Below are 23,408 nucleotides of genomic sequence, written 5' to 3'. Positions count from 1 at the left end.
TTCTGTCGAGGCGGTTGCCGAACCGCCAAATGCCACTGCGCCTTGTGTCTCAGGTTGTGATCCGGCGCGTTCTGGTCACAATACGTCGAAGCCAAGGGCACGAAGGGCCGAACGCGCGTTCGGGGCAATGACAGGATGTGGTGTGTTTGGGTTCCTTAAATCGGTCTTGGCCAAGCCAAAGCAAAGCAGACTGGCGCAGGCCCTGACCCGTATCGATACGGCGGCAGAGGCGTTCCGCAGCGCCGCCGAGACCTGTGGCCCGCCGCAGTCGCAACTGTTCTGGCGGCTGGCCGGGGCCACCTCTGATCTGCGCAACCGGATCATGGCGGACCCTGCGCAGATCACCCCTCTGAGAAAGCTGATCTTTTTCTTCATTCCGAAGATGTCAGAGCTTTGCACCAGATGGGCCAGACTGGCCGCGTCAAACCCGCTGGAAGCGCCGGATCACCGCGCGCTGGAAGAGTTTCAGTCCTATCTGGCCTTGATCCGGGCCGCTGAACAAAGCTGTCTGTCGCAGCAATACGGTGATCTTCACGCCTCTATGGAGACGATGGAACAGCAACTGGACAGGCACGGTTCGTGACCCGGCGGGCTGATTTCTCGACCATGTCGTTTTGCCACCCGTGGCGCAGCTATCAGGCCCGGCTGCTGGCCGAGATGGATGACCACCTGAGCGATGAGAAACTGCATTTCGTGGCCGCTCCGGGTGCGGGAAAGACCGTGCTGGGGCTAGAGATCATCCGGCGTTTGGGGCGCAGGACGCTGATCCTTGCCCCCAGCCTGCTGGTGCGTGACCAGTGGATCGCGCGGCTGGTGCATGACTATCTTGGCGGCGCGGTTCCCGACTGGATCGACACGGACATTACGTCGGATGCGCCGGTTCGGGTCAGCACCTATCAAAACATCCACACCAGCAGGACAAAACAACTGCCGCCGTTTGACCTGCTTTGTCTGGATGAGGCGCATCACCTGCGCCGTTCGTGGTGGCGGACCCTGACCCGGCTGGCGGAGCGCAACGCCTGTATGACGCTGTCGCTGACCGCGACGCCGCCTTATGATGTCAACGCCTCTGAATGGGGAAACTACACGGCGCTGTGCGGTCCCGTGGATGCAGAGATCTCGGTGCCCGAACTGGTGCGCAGCGGGGATCTGTGCCCGCATCAGGACCTTGTCTATCTGGCACCCGCCGCCAACGGACAGGTCTATCAGGACAACCTGGAGACCGAGCGCGCGCTGTTTGTCGATCTGGCAGGGGACGGCACGCTGATCGACCGTCTGCGCGCCGATCCGTGGATCGTGGAGACCGGGTTGCACGTCCATGCCATTCTGGAAAACCCGGTGCGGTTCAGCGCGATACTGGTTTATCTGCGCCACAACGGCTGCCCGGTTCCGCCCTATGCCAAGCGTGTCTTGCAGGTGAACGATGCGGATTGGCCGATGCTGGATTGGGACTGGCTGCTGACGCTGTTCCGCGCGTTCCCGCAAGAGCAATTGCCGCCCGACCTGTTGGCCCGGCTGAAGCGCGCTGGCGCGCTGCGCAATGACAAGCTGACCCTGCCGCCGCCCGCCTTTGCCGACCGCCTGCGCCTGCTCAAGAACGATCAGGCCAAGCTGGACGCGATGCCCGAGATCTATGCCACCGAACGCGCGGCCAAGGGCGACGCGCTGCGCATGGCGATCCTGCTGGACCGGATCGGCAAGACAAACCTGCGCCTGCCCGACGCACCGCCAGAGTTCAACTCCTTGGGGGTGTTCCGGCACATGTTGGACAGGGTCGGCCCCACCCGGATGGCGGTTCTTACCGGGCAGTTCGCGATCCTGCCCGAGGCCTTGTCAGAGGGATTGGACGGACAGGCGGTGCCGGGGGCGGCGGGCTATGCCCTTGTCAACGGGGCGCAGCATGTCGCCGCGGTGAACCGGGCAAACCGGGCGTTTTCTGCCGGCGAGGTTCAGATCATCATTGGCACGCAGTCCTTTCTGGGGCAGGGCTGGGATGCGCCGGCGCTCAATGCGCTGGTCTTGGGCACCGGGTTGAAAAGCTTTGTGGCGGTCAATCAGTTGCGGGGCAGGGCGCTGCGCACCTTTTCCGAACGGCCTGAGAAGACCTCACATATCTGGCACATGGCCGTGGTGCCGCATCAGCAAGCCGAAGGCGAAGACGTCGACCGTCTGCGCAGCCGCTTTGAGTGTTTTGTCCGGCTGGACAGGGATGAAGGCGCGATCCATTCGGATTTCGATCTGGCAGAGGATGTGTCGGGCCAGAACACACTGGCCAAGACCCGCGCGCAGACTTGCGGCACGCTGGCCGCCGAATGGCAGGCTGCCTTGGTCACGCAGAACGGTCTGGCGGCACAACTGAGAACGCGCACCCTCCTGCCCTTGCGGCACAGGTTGCAGTCCCTGCCGGTGCCCGCGATGTCCTTTTGGGGGCGTCTTGCGCTGGAATTTGGCCGAGGGCCTTCGGTGACGCAGACCCGCAGGGTGATCGACCGCATCGCCAAGATGACAATCGCCAGCCTGTCAGAGCTTGGCGACCTGCCGCCTGTGACCCGCGATCTGGCCCCGATTGTTACCTGGGACGGGACCACGTGGCAGGTTGGGATCACCGGTTCATGCAAGCTGGACGAAGCGATCTTTCACGAGGTCTTTCAACAGATTTTCAACCCGGTTGACGGACCCCGCTACGTGATTTCGGTCCACTCCGGTCTGCTGCACAAGAGTTTTCAGTATTTCGCGGTGCCGGATCGGTTTGGGTCACACAAAGACCGCGCCACCGTTTTCTGGAGGAACTGGCAAGCCTACATAGGCCGAGGCACCTTGGTCTATACGCGCACCGTTGCGGGCCGGGGCGTGTTGCAGGCTGCCAGATTGAGCAGTTCGGGCCGGGAAACAAAGACCCGGACCCGGTGGCAGTAACCTGGGTGCTGACCGCCGCAACAGGGCGGGCGCAATCGCTAGTCCGAAACAATCCTCTGCTAAGAGGGGGCCGGGATCGGATGGACCCGTTTGGCGATCTGGAACAGCCCGGCGATGTAATCCGTCTGCGCATCGTCACGGCGCACGCCAAGGTTGATGCTTTTGTGCAAACCCTGCGGTCCGACGCGGATCGTGGTGATCGGCATGTCGGTCGCGTCTTCACGGATCAGCCAGTCTGGCATAACGCTGATGCCCCGCGCGGCCGCGACCAGTTGCAGCATCAGCTCGGTGCTTTCGACCCCGATCTGGCGCGCGGGGCGACAGTCGGCAGGAACCAGAAACCGGGAATAGATATCCAGCCGATCTGGCGTGACCGGAACGGTCAGCAGGTCCTCGCCCAGCAGGTCCTCCGGCACGATGAACTTTCGCCCGGCTAGCCGATGGCCGTCGTGCACCGCAAGCAAGAGTTCTTGGTCGAAAACCGGCGTGAAATGGAGGTCGGGCAATTTCACCGGGTCCGGTGTGACCAGCACGTCGATTTCATGGGCCTGCAATGCCGCGATGCCGTCAAAGCGGAACGCGGTGCGCACCTCTAGGTCGACGACGGGCCATGCGGCCAGATAGGGCGCGGTCACGCGCATGAGCCATTTTTCGCAAGGATGACACTCCATCCCGATGCGCATCGCGCCGCGCCTCCCGCGTGAGATGTCGGCAAGCACGCGTTCGGCATGTTCAAGTTCCGGCACCATGCGCTCGGCAAGGTCGCAAAGATACGCGCCAGCCTGAGTGAATTCCAGACTGCGCCCCTTTTTGCGCCAGACTTTGACCTGATGACGGTCCTCAAGCTTGGCGATCGCGTGGCTGACCGCCGACTGGCTGAGGTTCATCCGGTCCGCGGCTGCTGTGACGCTGCCGCTACGGCTGACTTCGCGGATGATGGTCAGGTGCTGGCGGTCGATCATTATGAATGTCCTGCATGGTTTGATGATTTCATACCATTTCCGCTCATGGGTTGTCTTTGCTAATTCCGGGTCCAGCCTATCCAACCCCCGAATACGGAGCCCGCCATGACCGCCGCCGCCAATACATCCCAATTCGATGAGGTCATCGACCGCCGGGCCACCAACTCTATGAAATGGGACGGGGGGCGGATGTTGCTGGCACCGCAAGAGGCCGCCGCCGATCCGTTGCCGATGTGGCTGGCGGATATGGATTTCCGCGCACCGAAACCGGTGCGTGACGCGCTTGTCGAGGCGGCGCAAAACGGTGTGTTCGGCTATCCCGCAGGGGCCACCAAATCCTATATCGCGGCGGTCACCGGCTGGCAGCAAAGCCGGTTTGGGTGGGAGGTCGCGCCGAACTGGGTTGTGCAGACCAGCGGTATCATCACCGCCATCAAGACCATCCTGCAGGCGTTTTCGACCCCCGGCGACAGCATCCTGATGCAGCCGCCTGTCTATGGCCATTTCCGCGATGACGTGCTGTTGAATGGCCGGTTTCCGGTCTATGCGCCGCTCACGCGGACCGAAGATGGCTATCGCTTTGACGAGACGGTGTTCGAGGCGGCGATCCGCCCGAATACAAAGATCTTCATCCTGTCGAACCCGCACAACCCCACCGGCAACGTCTGGACCGAGGCCGATCTGCGCGCGATGGGAGAGATCTGCGCCCGGCACGGCATCCTCGTCATTGCGGATGAGATTCATCAGGATCTGGTCATGAACGCCGCCTGTCGGCACATTCCTTTTGCCAGCCTGAGCCACGGTTTTGCGCAGAATTCGATCACCTGCACGGCCCCGTCCAAGACATTCAACCTGCCGGGCCTGCAAAGCGCGAACCTCTTTATCCCGAACCAACGCCTGCGCGATACGTTCAAGCGGCAATACGACCGCAACATGTTTCCGTTGGTGAACGTCATGGGCATGGTTGCAGCCGAAGCGGCCTATACACATTGCGCGTCCTGGCTGGATGAGTTGGTTGCCTATGTTCGGGCAAACCACCTTCATTTTGCCACGGCTGTCGGCGACTTGGGGGCCGGGCTGCGCGTCTTGCCGGCAGACTCGCTTTACCTTGGCTGGATGGATTGCCGGTCGCTGGGTCTGGATGCGGAAACGCTCAACCGGTTCATGTTGACCGAGGCCCGGCTCTGGCTCGACAAGGGTCAGAAATTTGGCGCCGAGGGCCACGGCTATATGCGCGTCAACCTTGGCTGCCCGCGCGCCACCGTTGACGAGGCCATCAAGAGGCTCGGGAGGGCCGTGGACGGGCTGAGGAAGGCGGCATAACCGCCATCTGCCGCGCCATCCGGCGGGCAGGGCTGGCCGCCTCAGGCAGAGGCAGCCGGCCCACGTGCGCCGGTCAGGTCCCGTAGCGCTGGGCGGTCAGACCGTCGAGCGGGATTTCCGGAGCGCGGTCAAGGACGACGTCGGCAACGGCGCGTCCCGACCCGCAGGCCATTGTCCAGCCAAGCGTTCCATGCCCGGTGTTCAGGAACAGATTGTCATAGCGCGACGGGCCAAGGACGGGCGTTCCGTCCGGGGTCATCGGGCGCAACCCGGTCCAGCCTTCGGCCTTGCTCAGGTCTCCACCGCCGGGAAACAGATCGTCGATGACATGGCGCACGGTGTCCGTGGCGTGCGGGCCCAGCCGGTTCGAGTATCCGGCGATTTCCGCCGTGCCCGCCACGCGAATCCGGTCGCCCAGCCGGGTGATCGCCACCTTGTGCGTCTCGTCCATGATCGTTGATTGCGGTGCCAGAGCGTCTTCGGTCACCGGCAGGGTGACCGAGTAGCCTTTGACCGGATAGACCGGCAGCCGAACGCCAATCGGGTTCAGCAGGCGCGGGCCGTAGCTGCCCAAGGCGCAGACATACCTGTCGCCAGTGATCCTGCCGGCCATTTCGGTCTCGACCCCGACCACTTTGCCGTTCTCGACGGCAATGCCCCGGATTGATTGGCCGTACTGGAATTCCACGCCCATCTCGGCGCATTTTTCAGCGAGCGCCATGGTGAACATCCGGCAATCGCCGGTCCGGTCGGCGGTCAGTTGCAAGCCCCCGACGAACTTTTCACGCACAGAGGCCAGCGCGGGCTCTGCGGCGATACATCCGTCACGGTCCAGCACCTCGAACGGTGAATCGTATTCGGCAAGAATCTCTTGATCGGCTTTCGAGGATTTGAGCTGTTTGGCGGTCCGAAACAATTGCAGCGTACCCAGCGCCCGCCCGTCGTATTCGATCCCGGTCTCGGCGATCAGATCGGGCATCACATCGCGCGAATAGTTGGAAATGCGCACCATCCGGCTTTTGTTGAGGCGATAACTGTCCTCGTTGCAGTTGCGCAGCATCTGCAAACCCCACCCCCACATGGTCGGGCTGATCAGCGGCCAGATGAACAAGGGGCGGCGTTTCATGAACAGCCATTTCAGCGCCTTCACCGGAACGCCCGGCGCGGCCCAGGGCGAGGTCATGCCATAGGAGAGTTCGCCCGCGTTGGCATAGCTGGTCTCAAGCCCCGGTCCGGACTGTCGGTCCAGCACGGTGACCTCGGCCCCGCCCTTTGCCAGATAATAGGCGGTGGTGACACCAATCACACCCGCCCCCATCACGATCACTTTCATGGCTGCACTCTCCGTCAGGTTTCAGCAGGCCGCAGTAACGATTATTTCGACCTTCAGTTCCGGGCGCGCCAGTCGCGCTTCGCCGCAGGCGCGGGCAGGGGCCTGTCCCTCGGGAACCCAGGCGTCCCAAACCTCGTTCATTTCGGCAAAGTCGGCCATATCCGCCAGCCAGATCACCGCCTGAAGGATACGGTCGCGCGAAGACCCGGCCTTGTCCAGCAAAGCTTCGACCCGGGACAGGCAGTCGCGCGTCTGTTCGGCCACGGTGGCGCCATCGCCGACCTGACCGCACAAATAAGCGACGCCGTTGTGTTTGACGATGCGGCTCATCCGGGGGCCGGTTTCTATCCGTTCGATCATCTCGTTCTCCTTGGTGGCGTATGGGCGGCTGTCGTTGGCAAGGGGCGTGCCCGAGGACCGTTAGACCCATGGGCGCGGGATCGCAGCCAGCTTGCCAAACAAGGTTGAACCCTAAAACGTATAGACGTTTCAACCCCTACCCATCATATCGACCGGCGCAGGATGGCATCGCACCGAAGCCATGCGTTGCAATGTTCATGGCCTGAGTTTTGGTAGCAAACCCTCCACGGACGCCCGATGGTGTCCTGTCGCCCCGAGTGGGAGAGCACAGAAAACCACCCGAATGCGGAAAGCTGCGGGGGGGGGGGAGGCCCAGACCTTGGCCCCGCTTGTCTGCCGATGTCCCGGTCAAGCCGTTATGGGTAAAGCGGGACGTGGTACTGCGCTGCGATCAATGGCTGCGTCCGCAATGTTCGGCCACGCAGACATCGGTTGCGACATCGGACATGCACGACGCCCGGACTACCCGCAAACCAACCCCATGTTCGCCACTCAGATCGGGTAGTGTGGCTGCCCGTCCTGCATCGTGATCCAACGCAGTTCGGTGAATTCATGCACGCCCCAGATCCCTCCAAACCGTCCATAACCCGAGGCTTTTACCCCACCAAACGGCATCTGGGCCTCATCGTGTACGGTCGGGCCGTTGATGTGGCAAATGCCGTTCTCGATCCGTTTGGCAACGGAAAGGGCCGCCATCGTGTCGCGACCGAACACGGCAGAGGACAGGCCAAAGTCGCTTTCGTTGGCGATGCGGACGGCCTCATCGACCGATCCGGCCCGGATGATCGCAACGACAGGGCCGAAACTTTCCTCTGTGTAGATGCGCATGTCCGGCGTGACATGATCAAGCGCCGCCGCATTCAGCATTGTCCCGTGACCCCCACCGGCGATCAGGGTGGCCCCCTTGTCCACGGCGTCGGCGATCAGGGCCTCGATCCGCTCGGCGGCCGCCTTGTTGACGAGGGAGCCCAGAGCGGTGTCGCCTTGGCGCGGGTCGCCTGCGCTCAGGCTTTGGACCTTGGTTGCAAAGGCCTCTACGAAACGATCGCCAGCCTCGCCCACAGGGATAATGCGCTCTGTCGACATGCAGATCTGACCTTGGTTCATGTAGGCACCAAAGCCCGCCGCCGCGACCGCCGCGTCGATATCGGCATCTTCCAGAAGGATCATCGGGGCCTTGCCGCCCAGTTCCAGCAGGGCGGGCTTGAGGTGGCGACCGGCCAGTTCGCTGATGATCCGACCGACGCGGGTAGAGCCGGTGAAATTCACGCGGCGGATCGCGGGGTGCTCGATCAGGGCCTCGACAATCTGCGGCGCTTCATCCGGATCGTTGGAGATGGCGTTGAGCACCCCGGCAGGCAGACCGGCCTCGGCCACCGCCTCGACAACCAGCGCGTGAACGCGGGGGCAGAGTTCAGAGGTCTTCATCACCACGGTATTGCCGCAGGCCAGAGGTGTCGCGATTGCGCGCACCCCAAGGATCACCGGGGCATTCCACGGCGCCATCGCCAGCACGACGCCCGCAGGCTGGCGGATCGCCATCGCGGTAGAGCCGGGACGGTTGGAGGGGATGACTTCGCCCTTGATCTGGGTCGTGAGTGAGGCCGCCTCGATCAGCATGTCGGCGGCCAACACGCAGTTGAACCGCGCCCATGCCTCGGTCGCGCCGATCTCGTCCTTCATCGCCTGCACGATGTCGTCCGCGCGGGCCGACAGGTTCTCGGCGGCGGCCAACAGCTTTTTGCGGCGCTCACCCGGCGAGGTGACGGACCATGTGGCAAACGCCCCCGCCGCCGCATCGACCGCCTTGGCCACGTCGGACAGCGACGCGGCCGCGGCCTCTGTCACCACGTCGCCGGTGACCGGGTTGGCGCGGGTGAAACTGCGGCCCCCTTCGGCAGAGACATAGGCCCCGTTGATATAGAGGTTGAGCTTTTCCATGTGGGTCTCCTGTTCCCTTGCCTGCGTGGGTTAGCCGCCTAGAAAGGCGCGGATCACGGCAGGGTCGGATTTGATCTGGGCGGCGGGGCCAGAGCCGGACATCCGGCCGACCTCCATGAGATAGGCAAAATCCGCGAGTTCCAGCGTGGCGCGGGCGTTCTGTTCGACAATCAGGATCGTGAGCCCGGTCGCGCGGATGTGGGACAGGGCGGCAAACACCTCTTTGACGACAATCGGGGCAAGCCCGAGCGAGGGTTCGTCCAGCAGCAACAGGTCCGGGTTCGACATCAGGGCCCGACCCAGCGCGACCATCTGCTGTTCGCCCCCCGACATCGTTCCTGCAATCTGGGTGCGGCGCTGGGCGAGCTTGGGGAACAGGTCGAACACCTCTGTCATCCGGGCCTGCGCGCCGTCGCTGGCGCGGTCGGGGATCGCGCCAAGCCGGAGGTTTTCTTGCACCGTCATCGCGGGAAAGATGCCTTTGCCTTCGGGGACGACGGCGATGCCTGCCTCCACCAGCCGGTGCGCTGGTCGGTCCAGCAGCGATTGACCACGAAACAGGATGTCGCCGGATGCCGGTTTCACCCGCCCGCTGATCGCCCCAAGCAAAGAGGATTTGCCAGCCCCGTTCGCACCAAGGATCGCGACCATCCGGCCCTTTTCGACCGTCAGAGAGGCACGGTCCAGCGCGACGTGTTTGCCGTAGGTGACGGTGACATCCTTGACTTCAAGCATCGACCTCGCCCCCCAGATAGGCAGAGATCACCTTGGGATCGGACAGCGCGCTGTCGGTCGCTTCGTCGGCGATCAATTGGCCAGAGTTCATCACCACGACGCGCGGGCAAAGCGCGCGAACCGCGTCGATGATGTGTTCGACCATGAGGATCGTCAGCCCGCTTTCGTGCAGTTTGCGGATCAATGCGACACCTTCGGCCAGTTCGGTCGGGTTCAGGCCGGACAGCCATTCGTCCAGCAGGAGGATCTCTGGTTCCGCCGCAAGGGCACGGGCCAGTTCCAGCCGCTTTTGGTCGATATAGGTCAGGTCGCCCGCGATTGCGTTTGCGCGGTCGGACAGGCCGACAAGGGCCAGCGCCTCGCTGGCGACCCTTTCCGCCTCCGGTCCCCAATGGGCGTTGCGGCCAAAGACGGCGGTGATCATCACGTTTTCGGTCAGGCTGAGAGAGGGCAGGGTGCGGACCAGTTGAAAGGTGCGGGCCACCCCGGCCCGCGCGATGCGGTCGACCCGCATCCCAGTCAGGGTCTGACCGTTCAGCCGGATACATCCGGATGTCGCCGGCAAGGCCCCGGAGATGAGGTTGATCAGGGTGGTCTTGCCCGATCCATTCGGGCCGAGCAGGCCAACGATCTCTTTGCGTTGCAGGCTGAAAGAGACGCCGTTGACTGCCCGCAGGCCGCCGAACTGCTTTACGGCCTTGTCGATCTCAAGAAAGCTCATGCCTTGGCCTCGTTCCGGTCGGATTTCCGTGCCGGGCCCAGCTTTTCCGCAGCAGAGATCAGACCGTTCGGCACAAGGAACACGACCCCGATAAAGAGCAGGCCAAGAAAGATCGGGTAGGTGTCGGGAAAGTTGGCGGACAGAAACTCAAAGACAAGGAACAGCGGCACCGCCCCAAGGGCCGGACCCCACAGCCGGTTCGCCCCTCCAAGCAGGGCCATGATCACGGTCAGAAAGCTGACCGTCGGGTTAAAGACGATCGAGGGTTCGACATAGACATACCGCGGCGAGGTGATCGCCCCGGCCAGCGTCAGGATCACCGCCGACAGGACAAAGGCAAGCAGTTTGACACGGGCCAGATTGATGCCGGAATGTGCCGCGACCATCTCGTCATCGCCGATGACACGCAGCGCCATGCCCAGACGGCTCCGGTTGACCCATGCGGTCAATGCGATGGTCACCGCGCCAAGCGCGAGCATCTGCCAGTAGATCTGCCGTGTCGTGATATCGAGAAAGATATAGCGGCCCAGCGTGCCGGTCACATTGACCTCATACCAGGTGATCAGCTGGCGGACGAGTTCCGCAAGACCAAAGCTGAAGATCACGAAATAGACGCCGCGCAACCGCAGGGTGGACAGCCCGACGGCAAGGGACATGCCCGCGCCGATCAGCGCCGCCACGGCAAGGACGGCGGGGTAGGGCAGCACCTCGTTCAGCACCGCGACGGTGTAGGCCCCCGTGCCGTAAAACGCGACCGTGGCGAGCGAGATGTAATGCGTCTGGCCGGAAAACAGCGCCCATGCCGACGCCAGCGTCACATAGGTCGCCGCCCCGATCAGCAGGCCAAGACCGTAGTCAGAGACCAGCATCGGCACATAGGCCAGCAGGGCAAGGCCGATCAACGGCAGAACGATCCGGATCATGACCGTGCTCCGAACAGGCCCTGCGGGCGCCACAGCAGGACAAGCAGGAAGATCGCAAAGGTCGCGGCAAGGGTCAGGCCGGGGTCGATTGCCGTCGCCACAAAGGTCTCCAGCAGCCCCAGCGCAAAGCCAGCCGCCAGCGCGCCGGGCACGTTGCCGACGCCGCCCATGATCACGATGACCAGCGCCTTCATGGTAAAGACGACACCGCCCGTTGCGGAAAAGGTCTGATACATCGAGATAGAGGCCCCCGCCGTGGCCGCGAGCGCGGACCCAAGCGCGAACCCCTGCCGCGCGACCCGGTTCACGTCGATCCCCACCAGCGGGGCAGAGCCCGGCGTCAGGGCGACGGCACGCATCTTGAGACCCCATTTCGTTGTCCGCAGGGCAAACACCAGCGCCGCGCCTGCCAGCACACAGATACCAAAGGCGATCAGACGGTTGAGCGCGACGGATACGCCGAACACGTTCACGCCTTGGTCAAGGTAAGAGATCGAGGTGAAGTTAGCGCCAAAGGTCACAAGCAGCCCCCCCTGTATCAGGAAAAGCAGACCGAAGGTGACAAGGATGCTGTCGACCTCCAGCCGCCCGCTGCTGCCCGACCGCGCCACCAGCGGGCGCATCATCACCTGATACAACAGCCAGCCAAAGCCGTAGCCCGCAACGGCAATCACCGGAAGCGACAGCAGCGGAGAGAGACCGATCCCCTGAAACAGGGCGACGACGAAGAACGCCGACATCAGCGTGAACTCGCCATAGGCAAGGTTCATGATCCGGGCGATCCCGTATTGCAGCGTCAGACCCAGCGCGAGGAGCGCATAGGTGCCGCCCAGCACAAGGCCGAGGATAAGGGTGGTGGTGAGCATTGGGATACCTAAGTCGTGCTGACCCGCGCGGCCTGCGCCTCGCGGGTCGTTGGGGCAGATTACCAGTCCGGCTTGGGGATCACGGGCGCGGAGGCCCCGAGTTTGTCCGCCGGGTTGACCGCGCGAAATGATCCGCCCTGCCACTGGCCGACCCACCACAGGTCGCGCAGCTGGTTGTCCTCCAGCTTTACCTCGCCGATCACGGTGTCGAAGGTGCCGTCGGACAGTTCCTTGGCAAGGGCGGCGTGATCCAGCCCGACCCGTTCGACCGCCTGCGCCAGCATCTCCAGCGACACGTAGGTGATGGCCGAGGCCCAGCTGTCCGGGGCCTTGCCTACGAACTCTGTGTGGCGGGCGAAATAGTCCTGCACGGCGGGGCTGTCGGCATCCACACCGCCGATGGCCATGACGCCCTCGGCCTTGCCGTCCGCGACGCCCGGATAGATCGGGAATGCGCCGCCGACAGAGATGTAGAACACCTTGGGGTTATAGCCCATGGACTGCGCCGTCTTGGTCATCCCGAACGATCCCGGCGGATAGGAGAAGGCGACAAAGCTGTCCGCGCCAGACCCCTGCGCCTCGCTCATGATGGCGGCAAAGTCAGAGGTGCCAAGCGGATAGGACTTGTCGTAGACCAATTCGAACCCGGCCTCTTCAAAGGCGGGACGGGCCCCTTTGATCAGGTCGATGCCGAAACCGTCGGCGACGGACACGACGGCGACCTTGTTGTTGATCGTCCCTGCGTCGCGGGCTTTGGACAGCACATCGACCAGTCCGGTGGCATAATCATGCCCGCCGCCAAGCATCCAAAAGCTGCGGTCCCACCGGGCGGCGAAATCGGGCGCTTTGTCGGTGACGGCGGTCACCGCCAGTTGCGGATAACCGAACTTGGCCATCAGCGGGGCAATGGCGAGGTTTCCGCCGGTGCCCCAGGGCGGCAGGATCAGATCGACCTTGTCCTGCGAGGCAAGGCGTTCAATCGCCCGGACGAGGTCTTCGTTGGCGGACCGGTTGTCGTATTCGACCACCTCGATCATCTTTTGCGTTCCATCGGGCATCTTCAGCCCGCCAGCCTTGTTCACCGTGTCGACCCAAAGCTCGTAGTTCGGGATTGTGGTGATGCCTGCGCCGGTGGCGTTTGGACCGGTCCGGGCCACGGCATAGCCGATCTTGACTGTGTCACCCTGGGCCAGGGCGACCCCCGCGTTGAGTGCCAGTGATGAGGTCACGGCAACGGAAAGCGCGCGCAGAGCTGCGCGCCGCGAAATACCAATCATGAGTTCCTCCCTTTCGGCCGATCGGATGCCGACCTCTTTTCGCTTTGACCAACGCGACTGCACCGGCGGCAAAGCTGAAACGCAGGGTAAACGCTGAAGGCACCCGTCATAAATGCACTCTTGGGGCCATTATTTGTACTCTTGATTGATTTCCGGTCCATTTGACGAAACGATTGACCGACCATGCCGAACACCCACCGCCCCTCTCGACCAAGCCGCCCGACGCCGGGCCTGTACCTGATCAAAAGCCCGCTCTCACGGGTGGCCTACACGCTGCCAGCGGGCGCGGCGCATCTGTTGTGGCTAGAATACGGGGCGGTCCATCTGCGCAGGAACGTCGCCGAGGCGACGTCGGAACACGCTGGCCCGCGCATCGTCTGGTGCGCGGACGGAGGCGGCCGTGAACTGGTCGCCGAAGTCGGAACGCGGGGCACGCTGTTGTCCATTCCCGCAAGCGCGCTTTTTCAGGCCATGCCGACGACGCCGATCGGCGAACAGATGCAACGGACGCTGTCGCAAGATCTTGACCTTGCGGCGGACCTGTCCGGGGCAATGGCGCGCCCGCTGCAAGGGTTTACACGTGAACGCCAGATCGGGGAGCCGGGCGCGGACATCGCGACCTCGACTTACCTGACGCTGCTGCTGTTGCACCTTTGGCGGCTGGCCAGAAAGGATATCGTCAACCTTGGCGGCGCGCCGCAGGGCCTGTCAGAGCGTTTTATCGTGCTCGCCGCCCAGCGGGCACGGGATCATCGCCCGGTTGAGGATTACGCGCGGGATCTGAATGTCAGCCGCGACAGGCTGGGGTCGGCAGTCAAACGGGCGACCGGTCTGTCGCCACGGGGTTACCTGCATCGCCTGCTGTTGCGCGACGCGATAGAGTTGCTGACAAATACCGGGATGCCGATCTCGCAGATTGCCTTTCGTCTGGGCTTTGCCGATCCGGCCTACTTCACGCGGTTTTTCAAACGCGAAGTCGGCCAGAACCCCGGAGCGTTTCGCAAATCCTACGACCGCAAGGAAACCAGCAAACCGTCGTCCTTTGCCGCATGGCCGTAACAGCGGTTCAACAGAGGTGGTCGCCGCTAGCGGATTTCCGGCCGGTCACCCACTTGCATTTTGCAGCACAAGGAAGGTCATCATTCCCATCGGCGGCAGGGGCTTTTTCTCGACAACGCTCAAGTTCGGCTGTTGCAGCACCGTGTTGATCGCGAAATCCGAATGCCAGCCCAACACGTTCTCAAAAGGCGCAAAAAAGCGTTCGACCCGCGCCAAGAACCCGGTTTCCCGGGCAAAGTGGTTGGTGATCACGATCTTGCCGCCGGGTTTGCAGACCCGCGCCATCTCGGCCATCACGCGTTCCGGTTCCGGCACAACAGAGACCAGATGCATCGCAGCGACAGTGTCGAAATGGTCATCCGGAAAATCCAGATACCGCGCATCCATCTGCCTGAGGTCCTTGACGTGATGCAACCCGAGGCGCGCGACCTTGTCCTGCGCCTCGCCCAACATTTCTTCGCTGAAATCGACGCCCGTCACGCACAGGTCCGAACGATAGTACCGAAGCGCAAGCCCGGTTCCGACACCGACCTCCAGAACGGTCGTCCCGCTCTGCCCGTTGATATATTCGACCGTCGCGCGCCGTCCCACATTGGTGACCGCCCCGAACGTGTAGTCATACACAGGCGCCCACCTTGAATATGAAGATTTGATTTCATTGGGTTCCATGGCGTTGTCCCCTGGATTTCTTGGATTTGTGTGCGGCGCGCAGTGCCCAGATCAGGCTGCCGATATATGCAAATGTCACTAGGGCAAGGGTCGCCCAAAGATAGGTGAACAAGGCCGCAGCCATCAGCCCCGCGCCCAGCAGAAAGAATTTGGCATTGCTGCGGTCTATCGAAATTTTCTTGAACGCATAGGTCGGGATACGGCTGATCATCAACAGGCCGACAAGGCAGATATAGGCTGCAATGATCGCCGGCGGGGCCAAGGGCAGATCGGAAAAGACAAACGAGACGACCATCGGCAACATCACAAGGACCGCGCCAGCGGGCGAAGGCACGCCGACGAAAAAGTCGCCCCCAAGGCCTTTGGTGTCCGACCGGCTGTCGACGTTGAACCGGGCCAGTCGCAGGACGCAGCAGATCGTATAGCTGAGAACCGCGATCCACCCCGCGCTTGTGAAATCCTGAAGCGCCCAACTGTACATGATCAGCACCGGGGCCACGCCGAAATTCAGAAAATCCGCAAGAGAATCGAGTTCCGCCCCAATCGGAGACGCGCTTTTCATCAAACGTGCCAGCCGCCCGTCCAGTCCGTCCAAAACACAGGCCGCCAGAACCAGACGCACGGCCAGTTCGAAATTTCCCTCGTACCCAAAACGAATGGCCGAGAGACCCGCACAAATGGCCGAGATGGTCAGAAGGTTGGGCAGCAACTGGAAAACATTGATCTTTTTTCGTTTTTCCGGCAGCGGTTCAGACATCGTTCAATCTGTCCGTCCTGAACGCGCGGCCTCATCAGAGGTCAGATCGGCCACGACCGTCTCACCTGCGACCATGGTTTGTCCCAGACTGACCAACGGCTGCACACCCTCCGGCAAATAGACGTCCAGCCGCGACCCGAACCGTATCAGGCCAAACCGCTCACCGGTTTTCAGATCGTCACCCACTGCGGCAAAACAGACGATCCGCCGCGCAACCAATCCGGCAATCTGGACAACGGCAATCTGACGTCCGTCTGCCATATCGATGCACAGGCTGTTGCGTTCGTTGTCGGCGCTTGCCTTGTCCAGCGAAGCATTGAAAAACTTGCCCGGTCGGTAGGCAATCGCGGAAATCTTGCCCCCGGCAGGCGCGCGGTTCACATGGCAATTGAAGACGCTCATGAAAACGCTGACGCGAGTCAACGCCTGATCCGTCATGCCGAGCTCTGGCGGCGGGACGGCTTTTTCGATCAGTGACACGATCCCGTCGGCGGGGCTGACGATCAGGCCATCGCGGATTGGCGTCACCCGTTTGGGATCGCGGAAGAAGTAGTAACACCATACGGTTAGTCCGACCCCTACCCATCCAAGGATCGAAGAGACAAGAAACAAGGCCGCCGCAATGACAGCGAAGATGGCGACAAACCTGCGCCCCTCTGGGTGCATCGGCTTGATGAATGTATCGCGCATTTTCATTGGAGGTGTCGCTATTCTTTGATGAATGGTCGCTTCGTAGCCCAAACTTGGCAGGGTCTACAACACGATATGGCTGACAGATGCGCCGGACCCGCAGAAATGAGGACCGCCGATTTGGTCCCGTCGCGACCGAGTAAGAGGTGCGCCGGGGGCGAAGTCACTTGCCGGAAAGAGACGCCAAGCGGACAGTGACGGACGCTCCGGGATGATCCAGCCGACGTGGCGGCGTCACAAATGCGGCACGTCCTACTTGCAGCCCTTGGCTGCGAAATCCTTCAGGTTGCTTCGAAAGGCCCCGCCAAGGGGATGAATCTGGCCCGACCCGATGACCACGTCCTTATACCGCATGCCTTGATCGCAAAGATCCTGCTTCGTCCAATTGTGGCAGGTGCCGCAGACCTCATTTTGCCACAGCTCTGTGGGCAACCCCTCGATGGGGGCATACAAGGGAGATTGAAGCAAAAGCTCATCAAGGCTCATTCCAAAGTAGATTGAATCCTTTTTCTGATCGGTCCGGACGCTGGTGGACTGGTTGCTTCCGGCGGTCAAAGTGTCGGTCTTTCGGACGGTCGGCTTTGCCGCGGGTTCGATTGTGGACAGGGCCGTGATGTCCGCACCGGGGGTTGCATCGTCCTGTACCAACAACTCTGACAGCAGCACCCCGGCGGCGGTTATATGCGCGCTGGTCGGGTGTTTGCGGATAAAGGCCACCACCTCCTGCGGGTCTTTGGACTGCTGAACCCTAAGCCACAGTGCGTCGTCCGTCAGGTCAGCGGAGGCCGGGGCCACCGGTGCGTTGAACAGGAACGCGCTGGACAGACCATTGGAAAACCAAGGCGTTTGTTGACCCTCGGACAACTCCACGACCTCTGCGCGGATCGCCTCGAACAACTGGTCCAGCGGAACGGTCGGGTTCGCAAACTGTCCGTTCAGGCTGGACGAGAACAGGCTGTCCCCGCGTCCGCCCCTGAGCGCCAGACGCCCGGGTTCGGCGGCATAGGACAGGAAAACCCCGGACGGTGGCTGAATTTCCGTTAGACCATCGTCCGCCGCTGCCCCCGACAGAAAGGCAAAGGGATGGGCGCGGCTTGCATCCAGAATGACAATATTGGCCGTGTTGCCGACCGCCGCAATCCGGTTCAGCACCGTGTCGACCGATAGGGACGCCGCACGGATGTCGTCAAGGTCCCGAAGGTCCACATCTGCGGGCATCAGGTAATTTGTGCCGGAATGCTGCACGCCGTAGCCGGCGTAGTAGAACAGCCCGGTGGCGTCGCGACCCGCCTGACCCAGTCGTTGCACAAAGGCGTCGGCTGCACGGGTGACGGCATCGGTGTCGGCGTCGGTCAGCAGGTGCACCTCAAAGCCGACGTTCCGCAGGTGCTCGGCCAGTTCCCCGGCATCGCGCGCGGCGCTGGGCAGGGTCAGCAGGTTCGCGTACCGGCTGTTGCCGATCACAAGCGCAATGCGCTCTTCCGCATGCAGCGGTCCCGAGGACAGGACAGCCAGCAGGAATGCCAAGAAGGCTCTGCCCCACAGTGCCGGTCGGTTCCAGCGCATAGCTTACCTTTCAACCACCGCAAATTCGATCCGGCGGTTCTTGGCCTTGTTGCGCGTCGTATCGTTGGGTGCGACGGGGGACGCTTCGCCATATCCGACGCTCCGGATACGGCGGGCATCAACGCCAGCCGAAATGAGGTGTTCGGTGACGGACCGGGCGCGCGCCTCGGACAGCGTCAGGTTGGCGGCGGCGCCGCCGTCGGCATCCGTGTGGCCACCGACCTCGATTGTCATGCCGGGGCAGCGCGCCACGATATCGACCACTTGGCTCAACAAAGGCAGGCTGTCTGATTCCAGGCTTGCGCTGCCTGAGCCGAAGTAGATGTTGCCGGTACGCGACAGGATTTCGAACCGACCCTTGCAGGCGTCGTAGTCCAGATTGCCCTCCAGTTCGACCGCACTGTTGCGCAGCGACACTTGCTGGCGGATCACGGCGGCATCGGGCAGCCCGGCAGTCCCGTCCCGCGAAAACACGAAGTCAAAAGAGACAAACGCAGAGGGCAGGATCTCGAACCCAGAGGCTTCGGTCAGCTTTTCCATGCCATCGGTCAGTCCGAAATCCTCGACGGCGACAGAAATCGGAACGCTTGTCGAAACCGCGACCGAGTTTTCGCTCAGCAGGGTCACGATGGCCTGCGTTTCAAGCTGTCGGCGCACCCCGTGCAGGTCCAGAACAACCGGAATATCCATCAGCTTGCGCCGCACCTTCGGCAGATCCGCCAGCATCGCCTGATCCAGTTTTGCGGTCACTGTTGCCGTTGGGTACTTGAAGCTTTCGAAGAACATGAAGCGCATCCGCACGTTGCGCAGATCGACCTTTGTGTCGACGGACTCGAGCGGGATTTCGATCGTCACGTCACCGGTAGAGGTGATCTTGCCACGCAGCGAGGCGAAACTGCCGGTTTCGACGATCACGCGGTTCTTGACGGATTGGAAATTCAGGACGGACTGGCCGGGCTGCATGGTCCATCCCGGATCGAACATATTGGCCTGAGCGCGCGCCGGTCCCGAAAGCAACAGGGCACCAAAGACCGTTGAGATTATAAATGAAATCAACGAGGTTCTGGAAAGCCTAGCGGTTCTTCGCATTCTTTTCACAACCCGTTTTCCGATGACGCCAGAGGTTATAACACCCGTGCGCAAGCTTTAGTGGTTATTGTTGATGTGTAAACAGCATTCGGTTTTCCGCGACGGTGGCTGGTCTGTCCGCCCCTGCGGGTCGCGTTGGCAAAACGGAACGCCGCCGACCACCCGTCGCGACTATGACTGGCCTGTGCCATCAGGGTCGGCAAGGCCGTGCATACGCGATTGCCGCTATGGAAGGCGCAAGCCTGCCGATAGAACCGGGACCACAGCGGATCAGGCAACGGTCGAACCGGGGCGGTTGGGGGGAACGCATGGGGCGCTCAGGTCTTGCGCTTTGACAGCACGTCTTTGATTGCCGTCAACAGGTCCTTGCGGCTGACAGGTTTCATCAATCGCATGTCGTCCGGTCGCTGGCCTTGGCCCTGCAGCGCCGAGGCGTTTGCGTACCCCGTCATGAAAATCGCCCCAAGATCGGGATCGATCTCGCGCAGACGGGCTGCCAGTTCGGGCCCCTGCAATTGGCCGGGCATCACGATATCGGTGAGCAAGAGATCCACATCCCGGGACGACAGGAATGTCTGCAGCGCGTCGTCCCCCGAACAGGCCGTGACAACCTGATAGCCCGCGTGTTCCAGCAAGGACTTGAAGATCCGTTTGACCTCTGGTTCGTCCTCAACCAGCAAGACACGTGCATGTCCCGACGCAGCAACGGCTTTTTCGGGTGTCACCGGCTTTGCCGTTTCTTTTTGATTTTGGGCAGAAGGAAAGTAGAGCTTGAAGGTGCTGCCTTTGTCCGGCTCGGAATACACGCGCACCGCCCCGCCGGACTGGCTGATAAAGCCCTGCACCATGGACAAGCCAAGGCCCGATCCCTGTGACGGCCCCTTGGTTGTGTAGAAGGGCGCGAAAATCTCTTTGGTGACTTCTGGCGACATGCCGACCCCGGTGTCTTTGACAGTCAGAACCACATAAGAGCCGGGTTTCAGATCCTGGTCGGGAAGCGGGTGCTGGCAGGTGTCGATCACCACATTTGAGGTCTCAAGGGACAGAACCCCGCCGTTTTCCATCGCATCGCGGGCGTTGATGATCAGGTTCAGCAAGGCGTTTTGCGTTGCACTGGCGTCTGCTTCGACCGGCCAGAGATCGGGGGCCAGAGACATCTCTACGGAAATCGTCTCGGGCACGACGCGGGTGCTCCATTTCTTGGTGTCCCGGACGATCTCGTTCAAATCGATGCGCGCGGGTGTCAAAGGCGCTTTGCGCGCAAAACTCAGCAGGCTGCGGGTCAGGTCCGCACCGCGCTGCGTCGCCTTCAGCGCGGTTTCAACATAGTCCATCGTTGTCTGGGTCAGCGGTTCTTCCTGAGCCAGTTCAAGGTTGCCCATGATGACCGCAAGCAGATTGTTGAAGTCGTGGGCAACGCCGCCGGTCAGGTTGCCCACGGCCTCTATCTTGGCGCTCTGGCGCAGCTGTTCTTCGATCCTTTTCTGATTGGTCACATCGGCGAAAATAAAAACTGATCGCATGACTTTGCCGTCATCGTCCGCGATGTTGTCCAGCGCGCCGACAGCCTGCATTTCGGTTCCGTCGGCGCGACGCAGCGTGGTCTCTCCCTGCCAACTCTTGCCCTCGGCAAGCCGCTGCACCCATTCCGGCGGCTGCCCGTCCGGCGACAGCAGGAACCGAAAATCGCGACCGGACACCGGCTCTGTCCAGCCTGTGATGGTGTGAAATGCCGGATTGACCATGGCGATCTGTCCGGCGCTGTCGAGCACGGCGATGGCCTCGGATGTGACCTCCAAGACCGTGGTCGCGATCTGTTTCTCGCGATCCGCGTGAATGGCCCGGGCACACCGCTTCAGGGTGGTTTGCAGTGCCGCAAGGTTCAGTGGCTTGACGACGTAATGATCCACGCCGATCTCTATCGCGCGCAACAGGCGTTCCGCTTCGCTGTGGGCCGTCGTCACCACAATCGGCGTGTCAGGGTTCCACTGCTTTATTTTCTCGGCCATCGACAGCCCGTCCATGACCGGCATGAGGATGTCCGTGATCACCAGATCCGGTTTGTACCGTTCGAACACTTCCAGTCCCAGCGCGCCATTTTCGACCGCGTGGACCTTGCCGACACGACGACGGAGGAACTGGGAAAACTGGTCGCGCACGACCGGATCATCCTCTGCAAACAGCACAACCAGATCCTGAAGGTCTTCGGCCGACCCTGCGAGGCTCTTGCCTGTCCAACTTGCGTCACGCGACGTATCGATCATGGCCCGCGCCTCCTCTGGTTAAGTGGCAAGGGGAGTGTCGACTGTGAATTCCGCGCCGTCTTTGACATTCCGCACCTCGATCCGTCCATCCATGTTCCGTTCGATGATTGTCTTCGACAAGTAGAGACCAATCCCGGTCCCGCTTTCGCGCGTGGTGAAATACGGGTCAAAAACCTTGTTCAGAATATGGGCGGGGACGCCCCCACCAGTGTCGGTGACAGTCAGCCGCGCCGCGTCACCCGCACGGCCCAGCACAATGCGCAGACTACCGGTCGTCTGCTGTGCGGCGCTTTTGTCCGTGGCCATCTCGCGATGAGACCTGATCGCATCGCGGGCATTGACGAGCAGGTTCAGCACCACTTGCGCGTATTCGTTGGGAAACCCCAAGACCTCGACATCCTCGTGGACCGTAAAGGCGACGTCGATCTTGTCGTTGTTAAAGGCCGCTTCGACCAGCTTCAGGGCGTTCCTGACCGCGTCGCTGGGGCAAAAGCGCTGCTTCTCCCGCTCGGGCCGGAAAAAGTTGCGGAAATCCTCGATCGTGGTCGACATGCCGCTGGCAATAGCCTGACCCTGTTCGACCTGATCGTGGAGGTATGTCTCATCCAGTTCGCCGTGCTCCTGCGCGTCCTTGAGATTGCCAAGGATCAGCGACAGCGCGTTCAACGGCTGTCGCCACTGGTGGGCGATGTTCCCGATCATCTCTCCCAGCGCCGCCAGCCGCGATTGCTGAAGAACCACGGCGTCTTTCTCGCGGTTTTTCCGCAGCGCCTCATCGACACGCAGTTCCAATGTCCGCGTGTAGTCCTCGATTTTCTGGTCCTTGGCCTTCAGACTATCGGCCATCTCGCTGAACCCTTGCGCCAGTTGGGCGAACTCATCGTTGCCGCGGATCGGGATGCTGACGTCAAGGTTGCCATCCCGGATCGCGCGGGTCGCCGACAGCAAAGTGCCCATCGGGCGGGCGATCCAGTTAGACAGAAACAGCGCCAGTACGGCGGCTGCAACGGTCGCCGCCACGCCGCCCGCCAGCGTCGTCCAGCCGAATATGATGGACGGGCGAAAGGCCTCTTCCCGGTCCAGTTTGGCAAGGATGCATAGCCGCAGGTCGGGCAGCCACTGGTAGGCGGTGATCGTGTAGATGTTTCTGTAGTCCGGCGCGATGTTCCAGCCGCTCTTGCCGACAAGACACTGGTCGACGGCGGTTGTGAATGCGCCCCGAACCAGAACGGCAGGGTCTGGCAGTTGCCTTGGCTGCGACACAAACAGACGGGCGGTGTTGACCAGATAGGAATCGAACGTGTCGCTCAGGCCGCTGCGGCGCTGCATGATCCAGTCGATTTCACTCATGTTGAGACGCCCGACCAATACGCCGGCCAACGCGCCGTCCGGTTTTCGGATGGGGGCGGCGGCGGCAAACAGCGCGCTTCCTGTGGTGATCGAATGAAACGGCCCGACAACGACAGGTTCGGTCTGGGCACGACGAAAGTATTCGCGGTTTTCCTTGAAGGTCAGTACCTCCCCGGCAAAGGTGCTGTACAGGACGCGCCCTTCCTCTGGCTCAATCACAAGCAAGGACTGGAACGGCTTTTCCGGCCCGACCCAACTTTCCAGTTCCCTTGCCAAATGCACCCTGAGGGCATCGGCGGCGGCTGAGTCCGCCTGTTCTGCGGTCAGACTGATCAGGTCGCCGGACACGTTTGGCGAATGGGAAATCGCGACAAGGGTTACGCGGGCCTGCCGCAGCCACGACGCGACAGCCTGCTCTTTCTCGCTTGCGGCTGAAACCAGATCAGAGGCCGTCGCCGTGATCAACGCCGTCCGGCCCGATTGGTAGGCAAAGATCCCCAGACCGCTGATAACGATGACGCTGAAGCCAATCATAGCGACGGCCAGTTTCCAACGCAGGGATTGATGCCCAAGCGTCAGCATGGGGGCGTCAACCGCGCGCGCGCAG

20 protein-coding genes are annotated in these 23,408 nt (G+C 62.0%); 4 read left to right on the top strand and 16 right to left on the bottom strand.

The features are described from left to right. Positions 1-142 precede the first annotated feature (142 nt). Both VOI21_RS14280 and VOI21_RS14275 read left to right on the top strand, forming a co-directional pair. Positions 143-583: a hypothetical protein gene (locus VOI21_RS14280; RefSeq protein ID WP_323770604.1), complete on the top strand. Its 441-nt coding sequence runs from the start codon at positions 143-145 to the stop codon at positions 581-583. Further along, on the top strand, positions 580-2,916 hold the full coding sequence (locus tag VOI21_RS14275) for a DEAD/DEAH box helicase family protein (protein WP_323770603.1): 2,337 nt from the start codon (positions 580-582) through the stop codon (positions 2,914-2,916). The genes VOI21_RS14280 and VOI21_RS14275 overlap by 4 nt, the downstream gene beginning before the upstream one ends. A gap of 59 nt (positions 2,917-2,975) precedes the next feature. Here VOI21_RS14275 and VOI21_RS14270 read toward each other — a convergent pair whose 3' ends face one another. Beyond that, positions 2,976-3,878, bottom strand: coding sequence for a LysR family transcriptional regulator (locus VOI21_RS14270; protein ID WP_323770602.1), 903 nt, complete (start codon positions 3,876-3,878; stop codon positions 2,976-2,978). A gap of 105 nt (positions 3,879-3,983) precedes the next feature. On the opposite strand from VOI21_RS14270, the gene VOI21_RS14265 reads away from it, so the two are divergent. After that, positions 3,984-5,201, top strand: a complete 1,218-nt coding sequence (locus tag VOI21_RS14265) for a MalY/PatB family protein (protein ID WP_323770601.1) — start codon at positions 3,984-3,986, stop codon at positions 5,199-5,201. Positions 5,202-5,274: 73 nt separating this feature from the next. On the opposite strand, the gene VOI21_RS14260 is transcribed toward VOI21_RS14265, so the two are convergent. The 8 genes from VOI21_RS14260 to VOI21_RS14225 form a co-directional block, all read right to left on the bottom strand. Beyond that, positions 5,275-6,534 (bottom strand): D-amino acid dehydrogenase, encoded by a 1,260-nt coding sequence (locus VOI21_RS14260; RefSeq protein ID WP_323770600.1) that lies wholly within the window; start codon positions 6,532-6,534, stop codon positions 5,275-5,277. 21 nt (positions 6,535-6,555) lie between these two features. Then, on the bottom strand, positions 6,556-6,894 hold the full coding sequence (locus VOI21_RS14255; protein ID WP_323770599.1) for a RidA family protein: 339 nt from the start codon (positions 6,892-6,894) through the stop codon (positions 6,556-6,558). Positions 6,895-7,386: 492 nt separating this feature from the next. Beyond that, positions 7,387-8,835, bottom strand: a complete 1,449-nt coding sequence (locus VOI21_RS14250) for an aldehyde dehydrogenase (RefSeq protein ID WP_323770598.1) — start codon at positions 8,833-8,835, stop codon at positions 7,387-7,389. Between the two features lie 30 nt (positions 8,836-8,865). Beyond that, positions 8,866-9,570, bottom strand: a complete 705-nt coding sequence (locus tag VOI21_RS14245; RefSeq protein ID WP_323770597.1) for an ABC transporter ATP-binding protein — start codon at positions 9,568-9,570, stop codon at positions 8,866-8,868. Continuing rightward, complete coding sequence (locus VOI21_RS14240; RefSeq protein WP_323770596.1) at positions 9,563-10,291, bottom strand: ABC transporter ATP-binding protein; 729 nt, start codon at positions 10,289-10,291, stop codon at positions 9,563-9,565. The genes VOI21_RS14245 and VOI21_RS14240 overlap by 8 nt, the downstream gene beginning before the upstream one ends. Then, entirely contained in the window at positions 10,288-11,214 is a 927-nt protein-coding gene (locus VOI21_RS14235) for a branched-chain amino acid ABC transporter permease (protein ID WP_323770595.1), read from the bottom strand. Before VOI21_RS14235 ends, VOI21_RS14240 begins: the two co-directional genes overlap by 4 nt. After that, on the bottom strand, positions 11,211-12,080 hold the full coding sequence (locus tag VOI21_RS14230; protein WP_323770594.1) for a branched-chain amino acid ABC transporter permease: 870 nt from the start codon (positions 12,078-12,080) through the stop codon (positions 11,211-11,213). Before VOI21_RS14230 ends, VOI21_RS14235 begins: the two co-directional genes overlap by 4 nt. A 59-nt stretch (positions 12,081-12,139) precedes the next feature. After that, positions 12,140-13,357, bottom strand: coding sequence for an amino acid ABC transporter substrate-binding protein (locus tag VOI21_RS14225; RefSeq protein WP_323770593.1), 1,218 nt, complete (start codon positions 13,355-13,357; stop codon positions 12,140-12,142). Positions 13,358-13,540: 183 nt separating this feature from the next. On the opposite strand from VOI21_RS14225, the gene VOI21_RS14220 reads away from it, so the two are divergent. After that, a complete protein-coding gene (locus tag VOI21_RS14220) occupies positions 13,541-14,416 on the top strand; it encodes a helix-turn-helix transcriptional regulator (RefSeq protein ID WP_323770592.1) in 876 nt (291 codons plus the stop codon). 45 nt (positions 14,417-14,461) lie between these two features. Here VOI21_RS14220 and VOI21_RS14215 read toward each other — a convergent pair whose 3' ends face one another. The 7 genes from VOI21_RS14215 to VOI21_RS14185 all read right to left on the bottom strand — a co-directional run bounded on the left by VOI21_RS14215 (position 14,462) and on the right by VOI21_RS14185 (position 23,383). Further along, complete coding sequence (locus VOI21_RS14215; RefSeq protein ID WP_323770591.1) at positions 14,462-15,085, bottom strand: class I SAM-dependent methyltransferase; 624 nt, start codon at positions 15,083-15,085, stop codon at positions 14,462-14,464. Continuing rightward, the gene (pssA, locus tag VOI21_RS14210) at positions 15,072-15,842 is read right to left on the bottom strand and encodes a CDP-diacylglycerol--serine O-phosphatidyltransferase (RefSeq protein WP_323770590.1); all 771 of its coding nucleotides are present in this window, start codon (positions 15,840-15,842) and stop codon (positions 15,072-15,074) included. The genes VOI21_RS14215 and pssA overlap by 14 nt, the downstream gene beginning before the upstream one ends. A gap of 3 nt (positions 15,843-15,845) precedes the next feature. Next, the gene (locus VOI21_RS14205) at positions 15,846-16,538 is read right to left on the bottom strand and encodes a phosphatidylserine decarboxylase (RefSeq protein WP_323770589.1); all 693 of its coding nucleotides are present in this window, start codon (positions 16,536-16,538) and stop codon (positions 15,846-15,848) included. Between the two features lie 246 nt (positions 16,539-16,784). Continuing rightward, positions 16,785-18,059 (bottom strand): caspase family protein, encoded by a 1,275-nt coding sequence (locus tag VOI21_RS14200; RefSeq protein ID WP_323770588.1) that lies wholly within the window; start codon positions 18,057-18,059, stop codon positions 16,785-16,787. Between the two features lie 42 nt (positions 18,060-18,101). Next, the gene (locus VOI21_RS14195; protein ID WP_323770587.1) at positions 18,102-19,154 is read right to left on the bottom strand and encodes an OmpA family protein; all 1,053 of its coding nucleotides are present in this window, start codon (positions 19,152-19,154) and stop codon (positions 18,102-18,104) included. 350 nt (positions 19,155-19,504) lie between these two features. Beyond that, positions 19,505-21,451, bottom strand: coding sequence for a response regulator (locus VOI21_RS14190; RefSeq protein ID WP_323770586.1), 1,947 nt, complete (start codon positions 21,449-21,451; stop codon positions 19,505-19,507). An 18-nt stretch (positions 21,452-21,469) separates the two neighbouring features. Beyond that, positions 21,470-23,383 (bottom strand): sensor histidine kinase, encoded by a 1,914-nt coding sequence (locus VOI21_RS14185; RefSeq protein WP_323770585.1) that lies wholly within the window; start codon positions 23,381-23,383, stop codon positions 21,470-21,472. Positions 23,384-23,408 lie beyond the last annotated feature (25 nt).

Origin of the sequence: Antarctobacter sp., assembly GCF_034670325.1 — a bacterium.
In the GTDB taxonomy this organism is placed as follows: domain Bacteria; phylum Pseudomonadota; class Alphaproteobacteria; order Rhodobacterales; family Rhodobacteraceae; genus Antarctobacter.
This window is presented reverse-complemented; position numbering and strand designations above follow the sequence as displayed.